The 22,866-nt window shown below is 45.2% G+C and carries 15 protein-coding genes; 10 read left to right on the plus strand and 5 right to left on the minus strand.

Going from position 1 to position 22,866, the window contains the following annotated elements:
• Positions 1-730: 730 nt before the first annotated feature.
• Positions 731-2,548 (plus strand): glutamine--fructose-6-phosphate transaminase (isomerizing), encoded by a 1,818-nt coding sequence (gene glmS, locus BMZ95_RS05355; RefSeq protein WP_014074138.1) that lies wholly within the window; start codon positions 731-733, stop codon positions 2,546-2,548.
• Positions 2,549-2,987: 439 nt separating this feature from the next.
• Here the strand turns inward: glmS and BMZ95_RS05365 are convergent, their stop codons facing one another.
• On the minus strand, positions 2,988-3,773 hold the full coding sequence (locus BMZ95_RS05365; RefSeq protein ID WP_235806922.1) for an MATE family efflux transporter: 786 nt from the start codon (positions 3,771-3,773) through the stop codon (positions 2,988-2,990).
• 38 nt (positions 3,774-3,811) lie between these two features.
• Here BMZ95_RS05365 and BMZ95_RS10815 point away from each other — a divergent pair, with 38 nt between their 5' ends.
• The gene (locus BMZ95_RS10815) at positions 3,812-4,018 is read left to right on the plus strand and encodes a MerR family transcriptional regulator (protein ID WP_235806921.1); all 207 of its coding nucleotides are present in this window, start codon (positions 3,812-3,814) and stop codon (positions 4,016-4,018) included.
• On the plus strand, positions 3,993-4,433 hold the full coding sequence (locus tag BMZ95_RS10820) for a hypothetical protein (RefSeq protein ID WP_143454962.1): 441 nt from the start codon (positions 3,993-3,995) through the stop codon (positions 4,431-4,433). The genes BMZ95_RS10815 and BMZ95_RS10820 overlap by 26 nt, the downstream gene beginning before the upstream one ends.
• A gap of 337 nt (positions 4,434-4,770) precedes the next feature.
• On the opposite strand, the gene BMZ95_RS05380 is transcribed toward BMZ95_RS10820, so the two are convergent.
• On the minus strand, positions 4,771-4,971 hold the full coding sequence (locus tag BMZ95_RS05380; RefSeq protein ID WP_046922650.1) for a hypothetical protein: 201 nt from the start codon (positions 4,969-4,971) through the stop codon (positions 4,771-4,773).
• Between the two features lie 258 nt (positions 4,972-5,229).
• A complete protein-coding gene (locus BMZ95_RS05385) occupies positions 5,230-9,477 on the minus strand; it encodes a 2-hydroxyacyl-CoA dehydratase (RefSeq protein ID WP_046922651.1) in 4,248 nt (1,415 codons plus the stop codon).
• A 205-nt stretch (positions 9,478-9,682) separates the two neighbouring features.
• Between BMZ95_RS05385 and BMZ95_RS05390 the strand changes: the two genes are divergently transcribed.
• From BMZ95_RS05390 to BMZ95_RS05420, 7 genes are all read left to right on the plus strand, one after another.
• Positions 9,683-10,294 carry a TetR/AcrR family transcriptional regulator gene (locus BMZ95_RS05390; protein WP_014074134.1) on the plus strand — a complete coding sequence of 204 codons (612 nt, stop codon included), beginning with the start codon at positions 9,683-9,685 and terminating at the stop codon, positions 10,292-10,294.
• A gap of 487 nt (positions 10,295-10,781) precedes the next feature.
• A complete protein-coding gene (locus tag BMZ95_RS05395; protein ID WP_046922652.1) occupies positions 10,782-11,846 on the plus strand; it encodes an ABC transporter ATP-binding protein in 1,065 nt (354 codons plus the stop codon).
• Positions 11,843-12,799, plus strand: coding sequence for an ATP-binding cassette domain-containing protein (locus tag BMZ95_RS05400; protein ID WP_046922653.1), 957 nt, complete (start codon positions 11,843-11,845; stop codon positions 12,797-12,799). Before BMZ95_RS05395 ends, BMZ95_RS05400 begins: the two co-directional genes overlap by 4 nt.
• Before the next feature lie 2 nt (positions 12,800-12,801).
• Positions 12,802-13,761, plus strand: coding sequence for an oligopeptide ABC transporter permease (opp4B, locus tag BMZ95_RS05405; RefSeq protein ID WP_046922654.1), 960 nt, complete (start codon positions 12,802-12,804; stop codon positions 13,759-13,761).
• Between the two features lie 19 nt (positions 13,762-13,780).
• Positions 13,781-14,716: an ABC transporter permease gene (locus tag BMZ95_RS05410; RefSeq protein ID WP_003692121.1), complete on the plus strand. Its 936-nt coding sequence runs from the start codon at positions 13,781-13,783 to the stop codon at positions 14,714-14,716.
• A 70-nt stretch (positions 14,717-14,786) separates the two neighbouring features.
• The gene (locus BMZ95_RS05415) at positions 14,787-16,559 is read left to right on the plus strand and encodes an oligopeptide ABC transporter substrate-binding protein (RefSeq protein WP_046922655.1); all 1,773 of its coding nucleotides are present in this window, start codon (positions 14,787-14,789) and stop codon (positions 16,557-16,559) included.
• A 158-nt stretch (positions 16,560-16,717) separates the two neighbouring features.
• The gene (locus BMZ95_RS05420) at positions 16,718-18,346 is read left to right on the plus strand and encodes a polysaccharide biosynthesis protein (RefSeq protein WP_046922656.1); all 1,629 of its coding nucleotides are present in this window, start codon (positions 16,718-16,720) and stop codon (positions 18,344-18,346) included.
• A 415-nt stretch (positions 18,347-18,761) separates the two neighbouring features.
• Here the strand turns inward: BMZ95_RS05420 and BMZ95_RS05425 are convergent, their stop codons facing one another.
• Complete coding sequence (locus tag BMZ95_RS05425) at positions 18,762-19,355, minus strand: histidine phosphatase family protein (RefSeq protein WP_046922657.1); 594 nt, start codon at positions 19,353-19,355, stop codon at positions 18,762-18,764.
• A gap of 96 nt (positions 19,356-19,451) precedes the next feature.
• A complete protein-coding gene (locus BMZ95_RS05430; RefSeq protein ID WP_046922658.1) occupies positions 19,452-21,821 on the minus strand; it encodes a phosphoketolase family protein in 2,370 nt (789 codons plus the stop codon).
• Between the last annotated feature and the right edge of the window lie 1,045 nt (positions 21,822-22,866).

Below are 22,866 nucleotides of genomic sequence, written 5' to 3' on the forward strand. Positions count from 1 at the left end.
GTTCTACTTTCGGAGCCGCGCGAGCTGAATTTGGAGTCAGCGGTAGAACATTTTTTCAATTTTTTGATATTTTGTTCTACTTTCGGAGCCGCGCGGGCCGAATTTGGAGGTAGCGGTAGAACATTTTTCAAAATTTTGGATATTTTGTTCTACTTTCGAAGCAGCGCCCCCCGATTTTGGAGAGTCCGGTAGACAAAAATGAGGCATTCATCCCGTTTTTTGTCTACTTTTGTTTCCGCGCACCTCAAATTTGAATGCGGCGGTAGAACATTTTTTCAACCCCTCCGAGCAACAAGGAGTGATTACGGGCAAAATGTCGTTTTTGAAGATTATCCCGTAAATGCCAGTCGTCGATTATGAGACAAAATGGCGATTCCCGGAATTTGCCCGTAAACGGTAAATATGCTGCAGCGATTTTTCCAAATTCAAGAAGTCGATTGCCATCGGACACCCTGGATTTTACCAAAAGCACGGTGCATCGAAGGATTTAGTGCGTATAACACTTATCATAAGTATATTTAAGGAAATAATGCAGCAACAAAAGGGTGCATATGTTTCATCACAATTATTGGTCTATACCTGTACCAATTTTGATGTTTTTGTTGACATCATTTTATAGAAGCGGTATATTATACATGCTGATTGGGTTTCCGAGAAAAATAATGGAATATACCAATTTTAAATGATAACAACCAATCTAAAGAAAAAGACAAAAGGATGGAAACTTAAAATGTGTGGAATTGTTGGAATTACAGGCAAGGACAATGCGGTTGAAATTTTGATCAACGGCTTGGAAAAACTTGAATATCGCGGTTATGATTCGGCAGGCATCTATGTAAACAACGGCAACGGAAATGATTTTCTCGTTAAGGTCAAAGGACGCATCGCTGATTTAAAGGACAAAGTAACGGCTGACGTAAAGGGAACTGCCGGCATCGGACACACGCGTTGGGCTACGCATGGAGTTCCGAGTGAAACGAATGCGCATCCGCACATTTCGGAAAATGGACGCTTTTATCTCGTCCACAACGGCGTCATCGGCAATTTTAAGGAATTAAGGGCGAAGTATCTGTCGGACGTGCATTTTGCAAGCGAAACGGATACTGAGGTCATCGTTCAGATGGTTGAACATTTTTCAAACGAAGGACTTGAAACGAAGGAAGCTTTCAAAAAGACGATCAGCGTACTTGACGAGTCTTCTTCGTACGCATTTTTGCTGATGGATCGAGAAGATCCCGAAACCTTGTATGTCGCAAAATCAAAAAGTCCGTTGTTGATCGGCGTTGGCGAAGGTTTCAATGCGGTTTGCTCTGATTCGATGGCAATGCTTAAGGAAACGCACGAGTTCATTGAGTTGACGGACGGAGACGTTGTCGTCGTCAAGCCGGACAGCATCGAAATTGAAGACAAGAACGGCAAAAAGATTGAACGAAAGCCTTTTTACGTCGATCAAGATGCAAGTGCTTCTGAAAAAGGCGCTTATGAGCATTATATGTTGAAAGAAATTGATGAGCAACCAGCCGTCATGCGCAAACTTGCAACGGAATATTTCGATGAAAACGGCAATATCAAAATTGAAGCCGACTTGCTGAAGGCAATCGAAGCAAGCGACCGCATCTACATCGTTGCTGCAGGCACGAGCTATCATGCGGGACTTGTTGGTCACGAATTGTTCGAAAAGCTGGCTAAGATTCCGACGGAAGTACACGTTTCGTCAGAGTTCGGCTACAATATGCCTCTTCTTTCCGAAAAACCCTTCTTCATCTATCTGACGCAAAGCGGCGAAACGGCCGACAGCCGTCAGGTCCTTGTTCAAACGAATGAGATGGGTTACCCGAGCCTGACGATTACGAACGTTCCGAACTCAACCTTGTCGCGCGAAGCAAGCTATACGCTGCTTTTGCATGCCGGTCCGGAGATTGCCGTTGCTTCGACAAAGGCATATACGGCCCAAATTGCAGTCGAAGCGATTTTGGCCAAGAAACTGGGTGAAGAGCGCGGAATTGAGGCTGCCAAAGATTTTGACATTCATTTGGAACTTGCCAAAGTTGCAAACGCGATGCAAACGATGGTTGACGAAAAGCATGAGATCGAAGAACTGGCTGAAAAAAATCTCAAGACGACGCGCAATGCATTTTACATCGGACGTTCAATCGACTATGATACGGCAATTGAAGCGGCGCTCAAGCTCAAGGAAGTTTCCTATGTCCAAACTGAAGGTTTTGCGTCCGGTGAACTTAAGCACGGTACGATTGCTTTGATTGAAGAAGGTACTCCGGTGATTGCAATCATTACTGACGAAAAAACCGCAGCGCACACGAGAAGCAACGTTCAGGAAGTGATTGCTCGCGGGGCAAACGTCATCACGATCGTTTCACGATCTCTGTCAAATGCAGGGGATCAAATCGTGTTGCCGGATGTTCATCCGTTGCTGACGCCGCTGGTTTCGATCGTGCCGGCTCAGCTGCTCGCATACTATACGAGCAAACAGCGCGGATATGACGTCGACAAGCCTCGCAACCTCGCAAAGAGCGTGACGGTAGAGTAAAAACGTTTTTTCAAAATATACTTTGCCTTAACGAATTTCTAAATAATAAAAAGAGCGTTTTTTCCTAATTGATGATTCGGAAAAGACGCTCTTTTTCATATCTGTTTTTTATTTCAAATAAGAAACCGTCTTTTTGACCTCGACTTTCGTATGATCGAATTTTTTTCCGACGTATTCATGAATTTCTTTTGAGATGCGAGAAATGTTGTCTCCGGCAAATTTCAGGTAAAGCAGGTGTCTGATTTCGCTCCAATCGTTAAACCGCTTGAGGATTCGCTCAATGGCGATACCAACGTTTGTTGAGCTTTCAATGAAATCTTTAGAAAGAGCGGTCTTTGAATGAAAACTTCGGAAACAGGACCTGCTTCAATGATTTTGCCTGAGTCCATCACGGCCACGTTCTTGCAGATCGATTTGACGACCTGCATCTCGTGGGTAATCAGGACGATCTTGATGCCGAGTTTGCGATTGACTTTTTGAAGCCTGAAAACTGTCTGGCCGAAATGAGCTGGTCCCCGTAAACGGTCAAGGTTTGTGCCAGTCCCACCCAAACGATTCTGAAAAAGTTCATGATGCGAAGAATTGCGACGTAGCCGATGATGACTTCTCGTCCGAACGGATTGACGAGACTTTGAATGAGCACGCCGCCAAACGTTACGACGAACTGCTGGAAAGTCGCCGGAAAAGCGATATGAAGAACGTTTTTGATTTGTTTTGCATTGAAAATTCTGCCGCTGTATTTTGCAAAATGAAATTTGTCTTCCAAAAGCTTGAGAGTCAAAAGCGCACCGATGAGCTGGGCCAAAATGGTACCCATGGCGGATCCGGCCACGCCGAGCTTGAGTCCGACGATAAAAAGAAAATTAAAAATAAGATTTAGAACAGTCGTCGTCAGCATCAGATAAAAGCTTTTTTTCGTATCTTCTGCAGCTGTCAGAATTGCACGGCCTCCGTCATAGACGTGAATCAGAAAAAGACCGGCCAGATAGATTCTGCCGTAAATCAAAGCGTAGCGCATCATGTTGTCCGGGACGCTGATCAGGCGAAATACAGCGGGCAAACAGAAGATGCCCAAAATGGCGACGATGATGCCGCATATGCCGTCAAAAGCCAGCACCGTTCGCGTCGTTTGTGCCAAAGAGTCCTGATTTTTTTGTCCGATCAGCTGCGAAATGATGATTTCAACGGCCATCTCAAGACCGCCGGAAATAGCCCAAAAAACCATGATGACGTTGGCGGCATTTCCGACTGCGGCCAGTTCGTTTGCGCCCCAAAAACGGCTATCGCTTCTATGACGTCATGCAGTGCGACAAGATGGCAACGATTAAGATGCTTCAGGAATTGGGGGCATCGCTTGATGAGATCCAGAGTTTTTTCAGAAAGGACGTGCTTGTTGAACAGGCTGAATTCATGCGGGAAAAACGCCTGGCTTTGGATGAAACTGTTGGAAAAACGGAAATGCGAACTTGATTTTTTTATCAAGCGCATTAACGAATTTATAAAAATCGGCGCAGGGACGGTCTTTTTCGAAACAAACGAAGCGAAACGATACGGAATCATTGATCAAAAACTAAAAAAACACTTCGTCGTCAACTCGATTGAGCTCGGGATGCAGTACGGAGTCATAATTGATGAAGAAAAACTTAAGCCTGCAGCGATTTTTTATCGCGACGATGCCGGCGAATTCATAAAAGAAGCGGGCGAGTACGTTTGCATGTTCCAAACGTTGGAAGACGGACGGATGCTTGAAAATCTGGCTGAAACTGCGGCTGCCTTTCAAAAGTTCGGCGGATCGGGCTTTATTTATCATGAAGATTATGCCAATACGATTCCGGAAGCAAACGGAAAACGCGTTATCAAGCTTTTGCAAAAAATCGGTGCCTGAAATCAAGGCTTTTGGCGTTCTGCTTAGCAAGATGAGAAAAAATTGTCTCAAATTGAAAAAAATTATGTTTCAAATTAAAAAATCGGATGCTTTGCACTCAATTGCAAATTGGATCCGGTTTTTTGCGTATGCAGGACGATTGCCTTCCGTGACGGAAATATCCCGAAATAATTTGGCGACAAATTGGCTGAGAGCTTGGTGCGATGATTCATCAGGCGCAGCATTTGGCAAAATATGTATCAAAATCGAAAAATGCCGAACAAAAGCAGCCGACTTGCGTCCGACTTTGTTCGACATTTAATGCAATTCAAGAGGAAAACATTTTTTCGCCTCTTCTTTATTGCAATTCCGTTGTGGCAATCGCCTCTTCGGCAGTTGTTTCAGCTTTGTCTTCGCTCTTTGGATCAATGTTGCAAGCAACTGATGCGATTACGAAATAAAACGCAGCCCATCCCCACATGTTGCTGATCAGAAACATTGCAAAAAGAAGCCACAAGAACCATGTTAAACCTGTTAACCAAATCTCAGCAAATTTCATCCGTTCTTAAACCCCCAAATAATTATATTGTCATTTTATCACGTTTTTGAAAAAATTGGGAATATTTTTGTGACTTTTTGAACTAAAGGTGATATAAAATGAAGGGTTTGTAGCAGATTCAGAAATCATTTTCGTCAAAATGAAATTTAAAAAATGCCCCTTACCGTCAAAGCCTGATTTAAGACTTTGACGGTAAGGGGCATTAAAGAAAAAATCCAGCGATATTTTTTGCCTGATCGACGACGAGCGACAATCAGATTATTTAACGTTTTCAGTCATGTTTTTCTTGGCCGTTGCCAACATCAACCGGATCCGGTTGAGCTGGTTGACGAATGACAGACTCGGGTCGTAATCAACCAAAGCAATGTTTGCCATCGGGTACTTGGAACGAAGCTCTTTGACGACGCCCTTGCCGACAACGTGGTTTGGCAAGCATCCGAACGGCTGCATGCAGACGATGTTGTTGACGCCGTTTTGCAGGCTTTCGACCATTTCGCCGGTAAGGAACCAGCCTTCACCGGTCTGATTGCCCAGACTTAAAATATCCTGGGCACCGTCTGCGATTTGTTCGATGGCTTCGATGCCATCGAAACGCTCGGAATTTTTCAGTGCTTCGTTCATCGGCTTTTCGCAAAGGCGGATCAACTTGATGGCCAGCTCGGCCAAAACCTTGTTCTTCTTGGATCCGCCAAGATGGTTATATTTGTAAACCTGGTTGTAAAGAGAGTAGTTCATGAATCCGACGATGTCCGGACAAACGACTTCTGCACCTTCGTTTTCAAGCACGCGAACGATATTGTTGTTTGCAATCGGTGAATATTTGACAAGAATTTCGCCGACGATGGCAACGCGCGGCTTCTTTTCAGCGGTCAACGGAATGTTGTCGAAATCTTCGACGATTTTTGCAACGTTGCGCTTAAATTCGTGGAAACTGCCGTTTTTGACGTTAGGCTGAATTCTGTCAAGCCATTCTTTGTGAAGGGCATCAACTGCTCCTTCTTCCGTTTCATAAGGCCTCGTGCGATATACGACGCGCTCGAACAGGTCTCCGTAAAGGAAGGCCAAAGCAACGCGCTTGACAAGCGGAAGCGTCAGTTTGAAGCCCGGTGACTTTTCGGTGCCCTTGGCGTTAAGCGACATCGAGATGACCGGAACCTGCGGGAAACCGGCATCCTTGAGTGCTTTTCTGATCAAAGGAATGTAGTTTGTCGCACGACATCCGCCGCCTGTCTGTGTCATCATGACGGAAACGTTGTCGAGGTCGTACTTGCCGCTCTTCAGTGCTTCGATCATTTGTCCGATCGTGATGATTGCAGGGTAGCACGCATCATTGTTGACGTACTTGATTCCTTCGTCAACCGAATGTCGTCTTTCAACCGGCAAGTTGACAACGTTGTAGCCGGATGCTCTTAACGCAACGTCAACCAGATTTGATTGGTGAATCGGCGAAAGCATCGGCATCAGCAAGGTATGCTTTTTGCGCATGTCCTTCGTAAACTGCTTCGGACGTTCAAGGTCGTAAAGCTTTTCCGGAATGATGTGTCGTTCGTTGCGTTCCAAAACGGCCGCCTTGAGCGAACGGATTCGGATGCGAATTGCGCCGATGTTCGTTCCTTCGTCGATCTTGAGCACGGTGTACAAACGATTGTAGCGTGAAAGAATTTCTTCGACTTGATCGGTCGTAATGGCATCGATGCCGCAGCCAAAAGAATTAAGCTGAACGAATTCCAGTTCAGGAATCTTTGCGGCAACTCTTGCGGCTGCAAACAAGCGCGAGTGATAAGTCCATTGGTTGACGATGCGCAGTCCTTCGACGTTGCCCATGTGCGAAATACTGTCTTCTGTCAAAACGTTGAACCCTTCTGCACAGATGATCTGCGAAATTCCACGGTTGATTTGCGGATCGAGGTGGTACGGACGTCCGGCCAAAACGACCCCGTGCTGACCGTTTTGACGCATCATCATCAACGTGTCTTCACCACGATTTTGGATCCAGCGTTTAAAGTTGTCCATTTCTTTAAATCCAGCGCTCAAGGCATCTTCGACTTCTTTTTGCGTCACGCCGAAATCTTTGAACGTTTCGTAGAGGTTCTTTGCGGTTGATGAAAAATCTGCCAGATTCAGGAACGGATTCCTGTAGTCGACCTGGCCGTTGCGAATTTCATCGACGTTCATGCGAATGACGTCAGGATAAGATTGGACGATCGGGCAGTTGAAGTGGTTGTTGGCAGCCTTTGCTTCTTGACGTTCGTAAACGACGCAAGGATAGAAAATAGTCTTAAAACCCTTGTCGATCAGCCATTGAATGTGGCCGTGAACCATTTTGGCAGGGTAGCATACCGTATCCGACGGAATCGTTTCAATCCCTGATTCATACATCTCTTCTGATGAACGGGTTGAAATTTCGGCTCTGATGCCGAGTTCTTTAAAGAACGTTGCCCAAAGAGGATAGTTTTCGTACATGTTGAGCACGCGCGGAATTCCGATCGTGCCGCGCGTTGCGAGCTTCTTTCTTAACGGACGGTACGAGAAGAGCTTATGATATTTTTCTTTAACAAGGTTGACGCGCTGATCTTTTGGAGCAAGTTTGATCCGCAGACCTTTTTCGCAGCGGTTGCCCGTAATGAAGCTGCGACCGTCATTGAAGTGCGTGATGGTCAACAGACAGTTGTTTTCGCAGCGACCGCAGTGTTCAAACGTCTTGTCGCAAGTCAAACCTGCCATTTCTTCCGTCGTCATGATCGTTGAAACGTCGCCTGGTTTTGAGTGTTCTTCGGCAATCAGAGCAGCGCCGTAAGCCCCCATCAAGCCGGCAATGTTTGGCCTGATGACGTTTTGACCGCTAAGCTTTTCAAATGAGCGCAAAACGGCTTCGTTGTAGAAAGTTCCGCCTTGGCAAACGATGTGCTGACCGAGGTCTTCGGCGGAGTGGGCCTTGATGACTTTGAACAAGGCGTTTTTGATGACGGACATTGAAAGTCCGGCAGAAATGTCACCGACAGAGGCGCCCTCTTTTTGAGCCTGCTTGACGCGCGACTGCATGAAAACGGTGCAGCGAGAGCCGAGATCGGCCGGATTTTCAGCGAGCAAGGCTGCTTTGGCGAAGTCCTTGACGTCGTATTTAAGCGACTGCGCGAACGTTTCAATGAAGGAACCGCATCCGGATGAGCATGCTTCGTTTAATTGAATCGTTGAAAGTGCACCGTTTTTAACGTGCATGGCTTTCATGTCTTGTCCGCCGATGTCCAAAATAAAATCGACGTTTGGCTGGAAGTAGTGTGCTGCCTTATAGTGAGCGACCGTTTCGACTTCTCCGAGATCGGCTTTCAAAGCGCTTTTGATCAGATGTTCACCGTATCCGGTCGTGCATGCTTTGGCAATCGTGACGTTTTCCGGAAGATGCTTGTACATTTCCGTCAAAATATCAATCGTCTTTTGAAGAGGATCACCGTCATTGTTGCCGTACCACGTATAAAGAATTTTCTTGTCTTCGCTCATCAAAACGATTTTGGTCGTCGTCGAACCGGCATCGATTCCCAGATAAGCGTTGCCGCAATATGTTTCAATCGGACGAAAGTCAACTTTGGCTTTGGCATGGCGATCGCGAAATTCTTTCAGCTCTTCTTCGTTGTTAAAGAGCGGATCGAGAGATTTTGTCGGTTGAAGAGCAGAACCGATGTGGGCGAGCGAGTCAAGCAGTTTTGCGATGGTTGTCGGTTCTTCTTCGCCTGCGTAAAATGCAGCGCCCTTGGCCACGAAGAGCTGCGGATTTTCAGGAAAGACGACGTTTTCTTCTTTAAGATGCAGCGTCTCGATGAATCTTTGACGAAGTTCGCTCATGAAGTAAAGCGGACCGCCCAAAAAAGCAACGTTGCCCTGAATCTTATGGCCGGATGCAAGACCTGCAATCGTCTGATTGACGACAGCCTGAAAAATCGAAGCAGCGAGGTCTTCTTGACGCGCGCCATCGTTGATCAGCGGCTGAATGTCAGTCTTGGCAAAAACGCCGCAGCGCGAGGCAATCGGATAAATGTGCGTATATCCTTTTGCCAGTTCGTTCAGACCATTGGCATCGGTTTTCAGCAGACTTGCCATCTGATCAATGAAGGCACCGGTTCCGCCGGCACACGATCCGTTCATTTTTTGTTCAAGCGATGCGCCGAAAAACGTGATTTTGGCATCTTCGCCGCCAAGTTCAATGGCAACGTCGGTTTGCGGACAAATGACTTCGACCGTTTTGGTGCAGGCGATAACTTCCTGGATGAATTTGAGGTTCAAGACGTCGGCCAAGCCCATGCCGCCTGAGCCGGTAATCGTAAATGAAATCGGCGTATTCAAACCAACCGCTTCTGCTGCCTCGCGCAAAACTTTTTCACTGGCTTTTTTGACGTCAGAGAAATGGCGCTGATAGGTTTGGTAGACAGAATCATTGTTTTCATCCATGATAACGACTTTGACGGTTGTTGACCCGACGTCAATGCCGCCTCTTAATGATTTTGGCTCCATAAAAAATCTCCTTGATAAAACTCCGAAATAAACAAGCAGTGTTGAATATGCAACACTTGTTGATTATACTAAACATAGTTAATTTTATATCAAATCGAATGAAATTCAATGCTCAAAATCAGCGACATTGTATTTTAAACAACATATCGTAAAAATATGTTGCTGATTTTACGGATTTTTTGATCCTACAAGAGGTACATATAATATGAGAAAAACAAAAAAAGAAGATTTGCGAGTAATCAGAACGAAGAAGCTGATTTTTACTGCATTTATCAATCTGATTCAGGAAAAAGACTATAATTCGATTACGGTTCAGGATATTTCTGACAGAGCAATGATCAATCGATCGACGTTTTATAATCACTTCAAGGATAAGCAGGACGTGTTGGATCAGGTTTTTTCTTATGCCCTGACACCGATGTTTAAAAATATTGAAAGCGATATTTTAGAAGAGGGATGCATTATTAGGAAAGAGCGTCTGGTGAAGATTTTAACCAAGATTTTTAAGATGGTTGCCAAAAATCGGGCTTTTTACGTTATGGCACTCGAGGGACAGAATAATTTCGTCATGGCTGATTGTTTTAGAAATTTCTTGACGGAACATTTTTCGAACATCTTCAGCAGGATGCGCGTCAAAGACGGTGAGGACGTTATTCCGATGGACTTTATCATCCTTTATATCGTGACGACCTTTATGAGTTCTTTGAAATGGTGGATCGATACGAATTGCAGCATGTCTGCGGAAAAGATGGCACGACTTTTGATGAAAATCATTTCCAGCGCAGGACTGCAGGTTTGCGATGTCAAGGTGATCTGAAGCACGACCGGTTTTAATTATAAGAAAAAAACGTTTGCTGCTGAAAAGTATGTAAATTGCCCATTTTATTAAAATGATAAAGTAACATTTAATGTAATAAGTGAAAAACAACTTATACTAGCACTGAAAAATATGATACTATTTTTGAAATAGCTTCAATCTTTTGGAAAAAGAAGCTTTGGCCAGCAACAAAACACAAAAAATAATTTATGAATATTTTTGAATATACGTTAAAAAATGACGTATAATCAATCGTAAATAAGGAATGTTTGTGTTACAACGGGTTTTCTTGATTCATGACAATTGCTAGGGCACGTTTGAAATCCCTTAATGGTATATTTATGCAAAAAATAACGCTCACAAAGACTATTTATGAATAAATAATAATGCCTTGAAGTTTGCAGACGGCCTTTTTTCAAAAAAAGTATTTGAAAATTTTGAAAAATAGCATATAATGACAATAAGAATTTTAATAATCATTTAATAAATGGGGTTTGTTATAGTGAGTGAAAATTCCTTGTTAACGATTCAGCATGTAGATACTGCCTTTAAAGTAAACGGTCAGTTCTATAATGCGATCACAGATGTCTCGCTTGATCTCTATCCTGATGAGATTCTCGCTATTGTCGGCGAATCAGGTTGCGGCAAGAGTACTCTTGCCACTAGCGTGATTGGTCTGCACAATATGAGTTCGACTGAGATCAGCGGAAGCATTGTTTATCACCAAAGAGTCGTCAAAGAAGACGGTTCGATTTCGATTAAAGATCATGAACTTGTCGGAATGAGCGCGGATGAGATGAATGCTCTTCGTGGAAACGACATGGGCATGATTTTCCAGGATCCGTTGGCAGCTTTGAATCCGTTGATGCGGATTGGAGACCAGATTAAAGAAAATCTGGATTTCCATACGACGATGTCTGAAGAAGAAAAGCGGGCTCGCGTAATCGAACTGCTTGATCAGGTCGGGATTCCGAAGCCGGAACGCGTTGCCAAGATGTATCCGCATGAGCTTTCCGGAGGGATGCGCCAACGCGTGATCATCGCGATTGCCATTGCCTGCAAGCCGGACGTCATTATCGCTGACGAACCGACTACGGCGCTGGATGTTACGATTCAGGCGCAGATTCTTGATTTGCTTCGCGACATTCAAGAAGAAAAGCATGCCGGCGTAATCTTGATCACGCACGATTTGGGCGTCGTTGCCGAAACGGCCGATCGCGTTGCCGTGATGTATGCCGGACAGATCGTCGAAGTCGGATCAACAAAACAGATTTTTGAAAATCCGAAACATCCATATACTCGTTCGCTTCTTCGTTCAATGCCTCAGGCTGACAGTGAAAACGATGATCTTTACGTGATTGACGGCATGGTTCCTTCTTTGAAGAACATGCCGCAAAAAGGATGCCGATTTGCACCCCGCGTTTCATGGATTCCGGTATCAGAACATGAAGAAGATCCTGTCATGCATGAAGTTGAACCAGGACATGAAGTACGTTGCACGTGCTATAAGAATTTCAAATTTCCGGACGAAGAGCAGGTGGATGAACAATGAGTGAGTCAAAAGATTTAATCACGATTAAAGATCTCTGCGTCCATTATCCAATTCGCTCAGGGTTCTTTAATCGGATCACGGATTACGTTTATGCCGTTGACGGCGTAAACTTTACGATTAAGGCAGGTCAAAGCTACGGAATCATCGGTGAATCCGGTTCCGGCAAATCAACGATCGGCAAAACGATCGTCGGTTTGGAAAAAGCAACGCACGGTCAGATTATTTATGACGGCTATGACGTGACTAAACGAAAGAATCGCAAAAAACATAAATATAACAAAGACGTTCAAATGATTTTCCAAGATTCTCTTTCAAGTTTGAATCCCAGAAAAAAGATTTTGGACATCATCGCTGAGCCGATCAGAAATTTCGAAGATTTCACCGAAGATCAGGTCAAGGCTCGCGTTGCAGAGTTACTTAACATCGTCGGTTTGGAGGAAGAAGCAATGTACAAGTTTCCGCACCAATTTTCCGGCGGTCAGCGGCAGCGCATCGGTGTTGCGCGAGCAGTTGCTTCCAACCCGAAGCTGATTATTGCCGATGAACCCGTTTCTGCGTTGGATCTGTCGGTTCAGGCTCAGGTTTTGAACTATATGAAGAAGATTCAAAAAGATTTGGGCATCAGTTATATGTTTATTTCTCATGACCTCGGGGTCGTTTATCACATGTGCGACAATCTTGCAATCATGCATCGCGGCAAGTTTGTCGAAATCGGTTCAAGAGATGATATTTATAATCATCCTCAGCATATCTACACCAAGCGTTTGCTTGCAGCCATTCCGCAAGTCGACGTTGAACATCGTGATGAGCACCGCGCATACCGCAAACAAGTCGAAAAAGAATTTACCGAAAATCAGGACAAGTGGTATGACGAGGACGGTAAGGTTTATGACCTTCGTCAAATATCCGAAACGCACTGGGTTGCGTTGCCGGACGCAGGGGAGGAGAAGTAATTATGTGGAAAACAGTTTTGCGTCGTGTTCTGATCATGATACCCGAAATAATCATTTTGAGCATATTCGTGTTTGTTTTAGCCAAAATGATGCCGGGTGATCCGTTTACGGGTTCCATCACGCCTCAGACATCTCCTGCCAGAATTCATGAATTGAAGGTTCAAGCCGGACTTTATGATCCGTGGTACGTTCAGTACGGTCGCTGGATTACGAACCTGTTCCATGGCGACTTGGGCGTTTCTTACCAATTCAAGACACCGGTTGCCGACTTGATTGCATCTCGTGCAGGCAATACGTTATGGTTGTCTCTTGTCATTGTTGTTTTGAGCTATTTGTTTGCGATTCCTTTAGGGATCATCGCTGGCCGTTTTGAAAACAGCAAGTCTGACCGCGTGATTCAATTGTATAACTATATTTCGTATGCAATTCCAGGTTTCGTATTCTACTTGCTTGGCCTGTGGCTTTTTGGCTACGTTTTGGGTATTTTTCCGACATCAGGTTCCGTTTCCATCGGAGCAGGCAGCGGCTTTGGCTACGTTATGAGTCGAATATATCACATGATTTTGCCAGCTTTGCTTGCGGCGCTCATCTCAACTACAAGTACCTGTCAGTATCTGCGAAGCGAAATCATCGATTCGAAGACGCAGGATTACGTGAAAACGGCCCGTGCCAAGGGTGTTCCTGAAAAGACCGTCTTCAATCGACATATCTTGCGCAATTCGCTGCTTCCTATTGCGGCATTTGCTGGATATTCGATTACCGGCCTGCTTGGCGGATCGATTTTTATTGAAACCGTCTTCTCTTATCCTGGGATGGGATTGTTGTTCATTAACTCGCTGACGAACCGTGATTACTCGGTTATTACCGCATTGGTTCTTTTGTTCGGGATACTTAACTTAATCGGAACGCTCCTTTCGGATATTATTTTAAGTATCGTTGATCCGCGTGTCAGAATCGAGTAATTGAAGGGAGCGAAGGTCGATGTTTAAGAAAAAGACAACGGAAAAAGCATACAGCGGACAAGAAGTCGTTGAAAATATTCAAAAAAAGAATGAAGAAGCATCCGGTTTGAAAGTTTTGGCCCGTGAATTTGCCAAAGACCGTGGTGCATTAGGCGCATTGATTTTACTGATTATTTTGTTTCTAGGGATTTTTATTGGAGCTTTGTTCCTCAATACGGACAAGGTTATGACGGTTGACATCTTCAAGCAATACAACCATCCTGGCGCTGACGGAATGTTGCTCGGCGGTGACGAAGGCGGCCGCGACGTGTTCAAGATGCTGATTCTCGGAGCGAGGAACTCGCTTCTGATCGGGATTGCGATTACGGTCTTGATTGAAGTAATCGGAACTGTTTTTGGACTTGTCGCCGGTTACTATGGCGGAAAAGTTGACAATATCATGATGCGTTTTCTTGATTTTATGATGGTTTTGCCGACATTGATGATTATCATCGTCATCGTTACGATTATTCCAAAATATACGATGTGGTCGTTCGTTTTAATCATGTCGGCTTTTTACTGGGTCGGAACGGCACGTTTGATTCGGTCCAAGGCATTGTCAGAATCAAAAAAAGACTATATCAGTGCTTCAAAGACTTCGGGCAGCAGCGATTTGAAGATTATTTTAAAAGAGCTGTTGCCAAATCTGAGTTCAATCATCATCGTTGACGCAACTTTGATGCTTGCCGGCAATATCGGGATTGAAGTTTCGCTGACGTACCTTGGTTTTGGGTTCCCGGACAGTGTTCCAAGTCTTGGGACGCTGGTCGGATATGCTAACGATCCGTCCGTTTTGACCTTGAGGCCATGGGTTTGGCTTCCGGCTGCATTATTGATTTTAGTAATCTGTGTCGGCATCAGCTATGTCGGCAACGTTTTGCGACGCGCAGCCGATGCGCGTCAGCGTCTGGGTTAATTTTTCTGTTTTAATTTAGGGTATAAACTTTTTAAAATATCATACCAATTCAATACTAGGGGGTTTCTTTATGAATACCAAAAAAGTTTTCGTAGGTGCAGCGGCAGTTTTGTCCCTTTCGGCACTTACACTTGCTGGTTGCGGAAATAACAGCAGCAAAGAGGGTAGCAACAGCAGCAGCACTCAAAAGGCTTCGTTGCCGATTGCGTACAACAACAAGAAAGTTAGCGTCAAGGGCGGCACTTTAAAAATCGGAATGGTTTCCGATTCTGCTTTCAAGGGGATTTTTGCACCCGAGCTTTCACAGGATAAATATGATTCTGAAGTTGGCCAATTTGCTTTGCAGTCTTTGTTTAAATGTGATGACAACTATAAGTTCATTAAAGGCGGTGCTGCAGATATTTCCTTTAACGATAAGGACAAGACGGCTACGATCAAGATCAACAAGAAGGTCAAGTGGTCAAACGGCAAGCCTTTGACTTCAAAAGACGTTGAATTCGCATACGAAATCATCGCCAATCCAAAAGCCAGCGGCGTTCGCTATACTGATTCTTTGAAGAACATCAAAGGCATGGAAGAATACCACAAAGGCAAAGCTGACACGATTTCCGGAATTGAAATGAAGGATGAACACACCGTTGTGCTTCACTTCAAGCAGATGACGCCAGGCATGCGGACGTCAGGTTCCGGTTATATCTGGGAAAGTGCTGAACCATACGAATACTTGAAGGACGTTCCGTTCGACAAGATTGAATCCTGTGACCAAGTGCGCAAGAACCCTGTAACGTTTGGTCCATACAAGTTCAACAAGATTGTTTCCGGTGAATCCGCAGAATTTGTTCCTAATCCATATTACTGGGGCAAGAAGCCATCATTGGATAAGATCACGATTCAAACGGTTTCCTCAGCAACTGCAGGGGCTGCTTTGAAGTCAAAGAAGTATGACATCATGTTTGATGAACCAACGTCTGTTTACGGTGACAACAAGAAGCCAAAGGGCTACACGATGGTCGGCAAGCCTGAACTTGCATACAGCTACATGGGCTTCAAGGTCGGCAAGTTCGACAGCAAGAAGGGCGTAAACGTCGAAAACAAGAATGCCAAGATGAACAACAAATCATTGCGTCAGGCAATGGCATACGCAATGAACGTGCAACAAGTTTCAGACAAGTTCGGTTATGGTTTGAAGACGCGTGCAACCTCCTTGATTCCTGGCGCCTTCAAGGAATACAAGAATACGGAACTTAAAGGCTTCCCTCAAGACGTTGACAAAGCAAATAAGCTGCTCGACAAGGCCGGCTACAAGAAGGGCAAGGACGGCTACCGCAAGACTCCGGACGGCAAGAAGCTTACGATTAACGTTGCCGCAATGTCTGGCAGCGCAAACCAAGAAGCTATCATGAAGAATTACATCCAATGCTGGAAGAAAGTCGGTCTTCGCTGCAAGCTTACGAACGGTCGTCTGCTTGACTTCAACAACTTCTATGACAAGGTTGAAGCTGATTCCAAGGATATCGACGTCTTCTTTGGCGCATGGTCTCTTTCATCAGAACCATCTCCTGCAGACCTTTACAGTGAAGCAGCTCCGTTCAACATGACTCGCTTCGTTTCCAAGAAGAATACGCAATATTTGAAGAACATCGATTCTCAAAAAGCCGTTACGAACCACAAGTGGCGCGTAAAGCAGTTCAAGGAATGGCAAGCATGGATGAACGAACAAGCCTACGTTGTTCCTTTGCAAGATTACTATGATTCCGTACCTGTCAAGAACAACGTCAAGGGCTACACGGAACAGACGTCCAAGGGCTACACGCTTTGGGAAAACGTTTCTCTTACAAAGTAGTTTCATAAAATGCGAAAAGGTTTGGAATTTGTTTCCAAGCCTTTTTTTGTTTCATTTTTTAGATAAAATTTGAAAAAAACAAGCTTAAAGTGTTATATAATTAATTTGTGTTGTCTTTTATTGAAATGAAAGTCAAATATATAACTGGAGAAATATGGATGAAAAACAAATTATTATCCGGAGCGTTTTGGATGATGCTTGGGAGCATCCTTTCCCGCATCCTCGGAATCGTTTATTTGATACCATGGCTGATAATGATGGGAAATCCTCAGCATCAAAATGCGGCACAGGCAATCTTTAATACGGCTTACACTCCATATGCGCTGTTTCTTTCGCTTGGAACCGCCGGATTTCCGACCGCAATCGCCAGGCAGGTCGCCGAGTATAACGGCCAAAACAAGTTTAAAAACAGCGTCAGAGTTTTTAAGTTTGCTTCACTGTTCATGCTGTTTACCGGGATCATGTGCGGTGGTCTGTTGTACTTTTTTGCGCCGCTCATTGCGCAAAAGAGCGCCGTCGTGTCGACTGACGTTGCGACGGCAGCGATTCGCGTCATGGTGCCGACGCTGGTGATTTTGCCGCCGATGAGTCTGATGCGCGGCTTTTTCCAAGGAAATGCAGATATGCGTCCTTTTGGCATTTCTCAGCTTTGGGAACAGTTTGCTCGCGTCATTTTTATCCTGGTTTCAACTTTCGTCATTATGTACGTGCAAGGCGGTGACTATGTTAAGGCCGTAAACTACAGTACGTTTGCAACGTTTATCGGAGCGATTGCAAGTTATCTGTATTTGTTCTGCTACGCGTCAAAGAAGATTCCGCAATACCGGAAACTGTACCAGGAAAGCGAACCTGTCGACAATCTGCAGATCGTGACGATTTTCAAAAATATCGTCAAGGAAGCTTTGCCGTTTATTTTCGTTGGATCTGCCGTGACGATTTTTCAATTTATCGATCAGCTGACGTTTAAGGACATTATGGTTGATTTGACAGGGATGCCGACCGTCAAGGCACAAAATCTGTATACTTATTTTTCGGCCAATCCAAACAAAATTACGACGGTCGTGATTTCCTTGACGATTGCGATTTCTGAAACGTCATTGCCATTGTTGGCATCGCTTGCCAAAAAGGACGATCGACGACAAATTGGAACGACGATTGCCCAAAACATTGAACTGATGCTGCTTGCGCTGATTCCAAGCGCAGGTCTGCTCTCGATTCTTGCTTGGGAAGTAAACGGCGTCTTCTTTCCGTTTGACAAGGAAGCTGCCGGTTTGATGGGCTTTGCTTTGATCAGCTGCATGGCGCTTGCGATTTTTACTGACTTCTTTACGGTGATTCAGTCGCTTGGCAAGCACGAATATGCCGTCAAAAAACTTGCTTTGGGAATTATTTTAAAACTTGTGCTGCAAGTGCCTTTGACCTATCTTTTTGGGCCATACGGAACGATTCTTGCCACAACATTTGCATTCGGCATTATTTCTTTGATGGTTTACGCGCACATCAAGCATAATTATCTGAAAGGCATTCGCTTGCGCAACATCAAGAAGATTTTGGTGATCAATGTTTTGGTCTTGGGAGTTGCATTTATTTCAAATGCAGTAATCAAAATGGCGTACGTTCCCCAAGGAAAGCTTTCAGCATTTGTTTATGCTGCACTGTTCGGCGGCATGTTCATGCTGTTGTATCTGCTGCTTCTCAATAAGTCAGGAGTAATGAAGGCAGTCTTTGGAGTCAACGTGAAGATTCCCGTTTCCCAAAAAGAAAGGGGAAAACACTTCAAAGCTTAGAACAAGAAACCAGGAAAAATATTCCTCAAATTAAAAAACGGATGATTTGCGATTTACTGCGAATCAACGGTGGATGTCACGCAAAGTTAGACGGAAACGAAGGTGGGAATGATAGATTCAGCTGCATTTGTATAGTTTCATTTTATAGCATTGCGAAGATATTTTGTGAATACAAAAAATGGTGTTGAAAAATCATCATCAACACCATTTAGTATAGACCCGGAAAAAAGGGGCGGGGTCACCCGTAACCGAGGACTGGCATTTACGGGCAAATTTAAAAAACGTCATTTTGCCGTAATCCAATCTTGGCGCGCTGATTGTGAATGCGATGCGCAGCACTGCATTTGGCGAAAAAGTCATCCGTAAAAAAACAGGACTCTTGAAACGTTGTTGGTTTCTAAAGTCCTGTTTTCGACTATCTGTTGAAATAAACCAGCGTGCGAGCACCGTTTTTAAGGATGAATTTCGTAATGCCGGCATTTGTCGGTTCATTGAGATTAACAAGATTTCCGATATTTAAGAACAGATCGAGAATCAGTTTGATCGTAAAGCCGTGGCTGACGACAAGGACGCTTTCATCAGGATGTTTATCCGTCAATTCATTGAAGAATTGCTGCAATCTTTCTTTGACTTCGTCATAGGTTTCTCCGCCGGTAACTTCCCATGAATTCGGAAGAAGATTTTCTGAAGCATCGAAAAATTCACTGTATCTTTCAAGGATGTCTTGCCAATACATGCCGTCCCACATGCCGTAATCGAATTCTTTAAGCCGCGAATCAAACGTAATGTTTTGATTTGGAGCAATGATCCCGGCCGTTTCTCCGGCACGAAGCAAGGGACTTGAATAAACCGCAGAAAATACTGCGCCTTCTTCTTCAAGGTGCTTTTTGGTATTTTGAGCCTGAGTTCGACCGAGTTCGGTCAACGGCGTATCGATTTGCGCGCCTTGCCAGATTCCCTTGGCATTGGCCTGACTTTGACCATGGCGAACAAGATAAATCACAGTCATAAATAGTTCCTCCGTTAAATTCGTTAATTCAACTTAATCATTTTGAATATCAAAAGTCAAGCAAAAAAGAGCCCGAAAATTCGGGCTCCGCGTCAATTATTCAAGGGGTTTCCATGTCCAGTTTTCGACTTCCGGAAGATCTGCGCCCTCGTCTCTGATATATTGATTGTGTTTGGCAATGATGCTGTCCATCTCAGCAGCGATCTGACCATATTTGTCAGCATCCGGCAGATTCAAGACAACGTCTTTGACAAGATCGAAACGATCCATCTGATTTAAAACGCGCATGTCAAACGGTGTCGTGATGTCACCGTTTTCGCGGTAGCCGTGAATCATGACGTTGTGGTTGTGACGATCGAAGAACAGGTCGCGAACGAGACCTTCATAGCCGTGGAAGGCAAAGAGAATCGGCTTATCTTTCGTGAAGAAGGCATCAAATTCTTCGTCGCTCAAACCGCGAGGATCATGTTTTGGCGATCGTAATTTGAGCAGATCGACGATGTTGATGAAACGAATCTTCAAATCAGGCAGCTTTTCGTGCAGAATCGAAACGGCAGCCAATGATTCAAGGTTCGGTTCGGTTCCGCAAGCAGCAATGACGACGTCAGGTTCAGCATTGTGATCCGTCGAAGCCCAATCGATGATTTTGAGACCCTTGTCAACAAGTTCTTTGGCTTCAGCGGCCGTATAGAATTGCGGACGCGGATGCTTGGAAGAAACGATCAGATTGATTTTTTCGCGATCGTTCAGGACTTTGTCAAAAACAGCGAGCAAGGTGTTGGCATCGGCCGGCAAATATTCGCGGATAAATTCAGGCTTTTTATCTGCCAAGTGTCCCAAAATTCCAGGGTCCTGGTGCGTATAGCCGTTGTGATCCTGTTGGAACACGGTTGACGTCGAAACGACGTTGAGTGAAGGGATTTCGCTGCGCCAAGGCTGTTCCTTTGCTTTCCTGAGCCATTTGAAATGCTGCGTCAGCATTGAATCGACAACGCGCAGAAAAGCTTCATACGATGCGAAGAAACCGTGGCGACCGGTCAAGACGTAGCCTTCAAGGAAACCTTCATCCTGGTGTTCGGACAGCTGCGAATCAATGACGCGACCAGAATGTGCCAAAAATTCATCATTTGGTTCTTTGATATCTTGCATCCATTGACGTTTTGTTTCGTCAAAAATCGGTGCCAAGCGGTTAGACATTGTTTCGTCAGGTCCAAAAATTCTGAAGTTGCGATTTTTGGCGTTAAGCTCGATTACGCGTTCGAGGTATTTGCCAAGAACGGTCATGTCTTGAGCGACAGTCTTTCCGTGCTCTGCATTTTCCAAAGCAAATTCTCTGAAGTCAGGAAGGATAAGATCGCGAATCAGGTTGCCGGGGTTCGTGTGCGGGTTTGCCGCCATGCGCTTGTCGCCTTTTGGAGCGATTTCGGCAAATTCAGGCTTCAGCTTGCCGCTTTCGTCAAATAATTCTTCCGGACGGTAGCTCTTGAGCCAAGCGACCAGTTTGTCGGCATGCTCCATGTCGTTTTGGTCAACCGGGATTGGAATCTGGTGAGCTCTGAATGAGCCTTCGATCGGCTTGCCGTCCCATTCCTTCGGACCCGTCCAGCCCTTTGGCGCACGGAAGATGATCATTGGCCATGTCGGCAGCGAATCATCACCGGTTTCTCTTGCATGCTTTTGAATCGCCTTGATTTCTTCGATTGCTTCGTCCATTGCCCGGGCAAGTTCCGGATGGAGTTTTTCAGGGTCTTCTCCTTCAACGATGATCGGATGCCATCCGAGACCTTCGAAGTACTTCGTCAGCGTTTCGTTTGATTCGCGCGAAAGGATCGTCGGGTTCGAAATCTTGAAGCCGTTCAGATCAAGAATCGGCAAAACGACCCCGTCATGAATCGGATTAATGAACTTGTTTGACTGCCAAGAAGTTGCCAACGGTCCAGTTTCTGCTTCACCGTCGCCGACGACGGCTGCTGCAATCAAATCGGGGTTGTCAAGGATGGCGCCCGTAGCGTGTGAAAGCGAATATCCGAGTTCCCCACCTTCATGAATGGATCCCGGTGTCTCTGGAGCAGCGTGAGAAGCAACGCCGCCAGGGAACGAGAAACGCTTGAAGAGCTTCTTCATGCCTTCTTCATCTTCAGTGATTTCAGGGTAGATTTCAGTATAGCTTCCGTCAAGGTAGGAATTTGAAACCATTACTTGTCCGCCGTGACCAGGACCTTCGATGTAAAGCATGTTCAGGTCATATTTGTTGATGACGCGGTTAAGGTGTGCATAGATGAAGTTTTGTCCGGCAATTGTGCCCCAGTGTCCGATTGGCTTTGCCTTGACGTCGGATGATTCAAGCGGACGTCTCAGCAGCGGATTGTCTTTCAAATAAAGCTGCCCCACCGAAATATAGTTGGCAGCGCGCCAGTAAGCATCAAGTTTTGCGAAATATTCTTTTGATGAGTAATCTTTGGCCATGTTGACGATGACTCCTTTACGATTTGTCTTTATAGTTATATTCTATCAATTTTTTCTTTGGAGTCAACTAATTTGATAATTGGAACGGTCCAAAATAAGGTGTGGAGCCGAACGGTCAGCCCCCGCGTATCCAAGTCGCGCTTGCGACGGGTAAGCTCGTCTTGCCCAAGCAAGGGTGCTTGGGACAAGGGGGGTGTGAGGCGAAACCCGATTAGAACAAGGTGTGAAGCCCAGCCGCTTAACAAGGCGGTAGATAAGGAGGGGCGCGAGTGATCAGCGCAAGCGCAGTCACGACGCGGCACGAACTTATCATGAGCCTTGTTGCTGGTCTGAACCCGATTATGCAAGGTGTGGAAGCGAGTGGTCATGAGCCCGTACGCAAGCTTTGGACGACCGAAGGCGAGCTTGCCTCGTCTAGGGAGTCCTTGCTTGCGATAGGGGGAATGCGAGCTGGAACATGATTATGCAAGGTGTGGAAGCGAGCGGTCATGAGCCCGTACGCAACTGAATAATGATTAAAATCATTGCCGTGATGGCGCGAATTTTTCTTATTCTGGGCGGTGCACCGAGATTTTACTCAAATTTTACGGACAAAGTGCCCATTTTGGCCGATTTGTCCGTAATCAAAACGCATTTTACGGACAAACTCCCAATTTTCATCGATTTGTCCGTAAACGGCAGTGATTTTGACAAATGCAGTGCTGCGCATCATCTGCTCAATTACTGCACCTGATCTCAGTTACGGGCAAAACGTTGATTTCTGAGATTTGCTCGTAATCTGAGGCCACACTGCTTTGGCAAAGGTAACTGAGTAGAACATTTTCTCAATTTTGGATGATTTTGTTCTACTCTCAGGGCAGCGCGGGCCGAATTTGGAGTCAGCGGTAGAACATTTTAGTCAAGTCCTAATTTGTGTGTAAAATATTTTTTCCCAGGCACCAGTTGTGCAGGGGATGCGAATGCATCCATGTCTGTCCACTATCACTCTTGAAGGAGCTGTCAAGGGTGCGCCATCTGCGCACCTCGAAGAGGTTCCCTTGACAGC

Source organism: Ligilactobacillus ruminis DSM 20403 = NBRC 102161 (genome assembly GCF_900113455.1).
GTDB lineage: Bacteria > Bacillota > Bacilli > Lactobacillales > Lactobacillaceae > Ligilactobacillus > Ligilactobacillus ruminis.

Coding starts and splice junctions, on each gene's coding strand:
- glmS (WP_014074138.1), top strand. CDS start 731: ATGTGTGGAATTGTTGGAATTACAGGCAAGGACAATGCGGTTGAAATT.
- BMZ95_RS05365 (WP_235806922.1), bottom strand. CDS start 3,773: ATGGTTTTTTGGGCTATTTCCGGCGGTCTTGAGATGGCCGTTGAAATC.
- BMZ95_RS05380 (WP_046922650.1), bottom strand. CDS start 4,971: ATGAAATTTGCTGAGATTTGGTTAACAGGTTTAACATGGTTCTTGTGG.
- BMZ95_RS05385 (WP_046922651.1), bottom strand. CDS start 9,477: ATGGAGCCAAAATCATTAAGAGGCGGCATTGACGTCGGGTCAACAACC.
- BMZ95_RS05390 (WP_014074134.1), top strand. CDS start 9,683: ATGAGAAAAACAAAAAAAGAAGATTTGCGAGTAATCAGAACGAAGAAG.
- BMZ95_RS05395 (WP_046922652.1), top strand. CDS start 10,782: ATGGGGTTTGTTATAGTGAGTGAAAATTCCTTGTTAACGATTCAGCAT.
- BMZ95_RS05400 (WP_046922653.1), top strand. CDS start 11,843: ATGAGTGAGTCAAAAGATTTAATCACGATTAAAGATCTCTGCGTCCAT.
- opp4B (WP_046922654.1), top strand. CDS start 12,802: ATGTGGAAAACAGTTTTGCGTCGTGTTCTGATCATGATACCCGAAATA.
- BMZ95_RS05410 (WP_003692121.1), top strand. CDS start 13,781: ATGTTTAAGAAAAAGACAACGGAAAAAGCATACAGCGGACAAGAAGTC.
- BMZ95_RS05415 (WP_046922655.1), top strand. CDS start 14,787: ATGAATACCAAAAAAGTTTTCGTAGGTGCAGCGGCAGTTTTGTCCCTT.
- BMZ95_RS05420 (WP_046922656.1), top strand. CDS start 16,718: ATGAAAAACAAATTATTATCCGGAGCGTTTTGGATGATGCTTGGGAGC.
- BMZ95_RS05425 (WP_046922657.1), bottom strand. CDS start 19,355: ATGACTGTGATTTATCTTGTTCGCCATGGTCAAAGTCAGGCCAATGCC.
- BMZ95_RS05430 (WP_046922658.1), bottom strand. CDS start 21,821: ATGGCCAAAGATTACTCATCAAAAGAATATTTCGCAAAACTTGATGCT.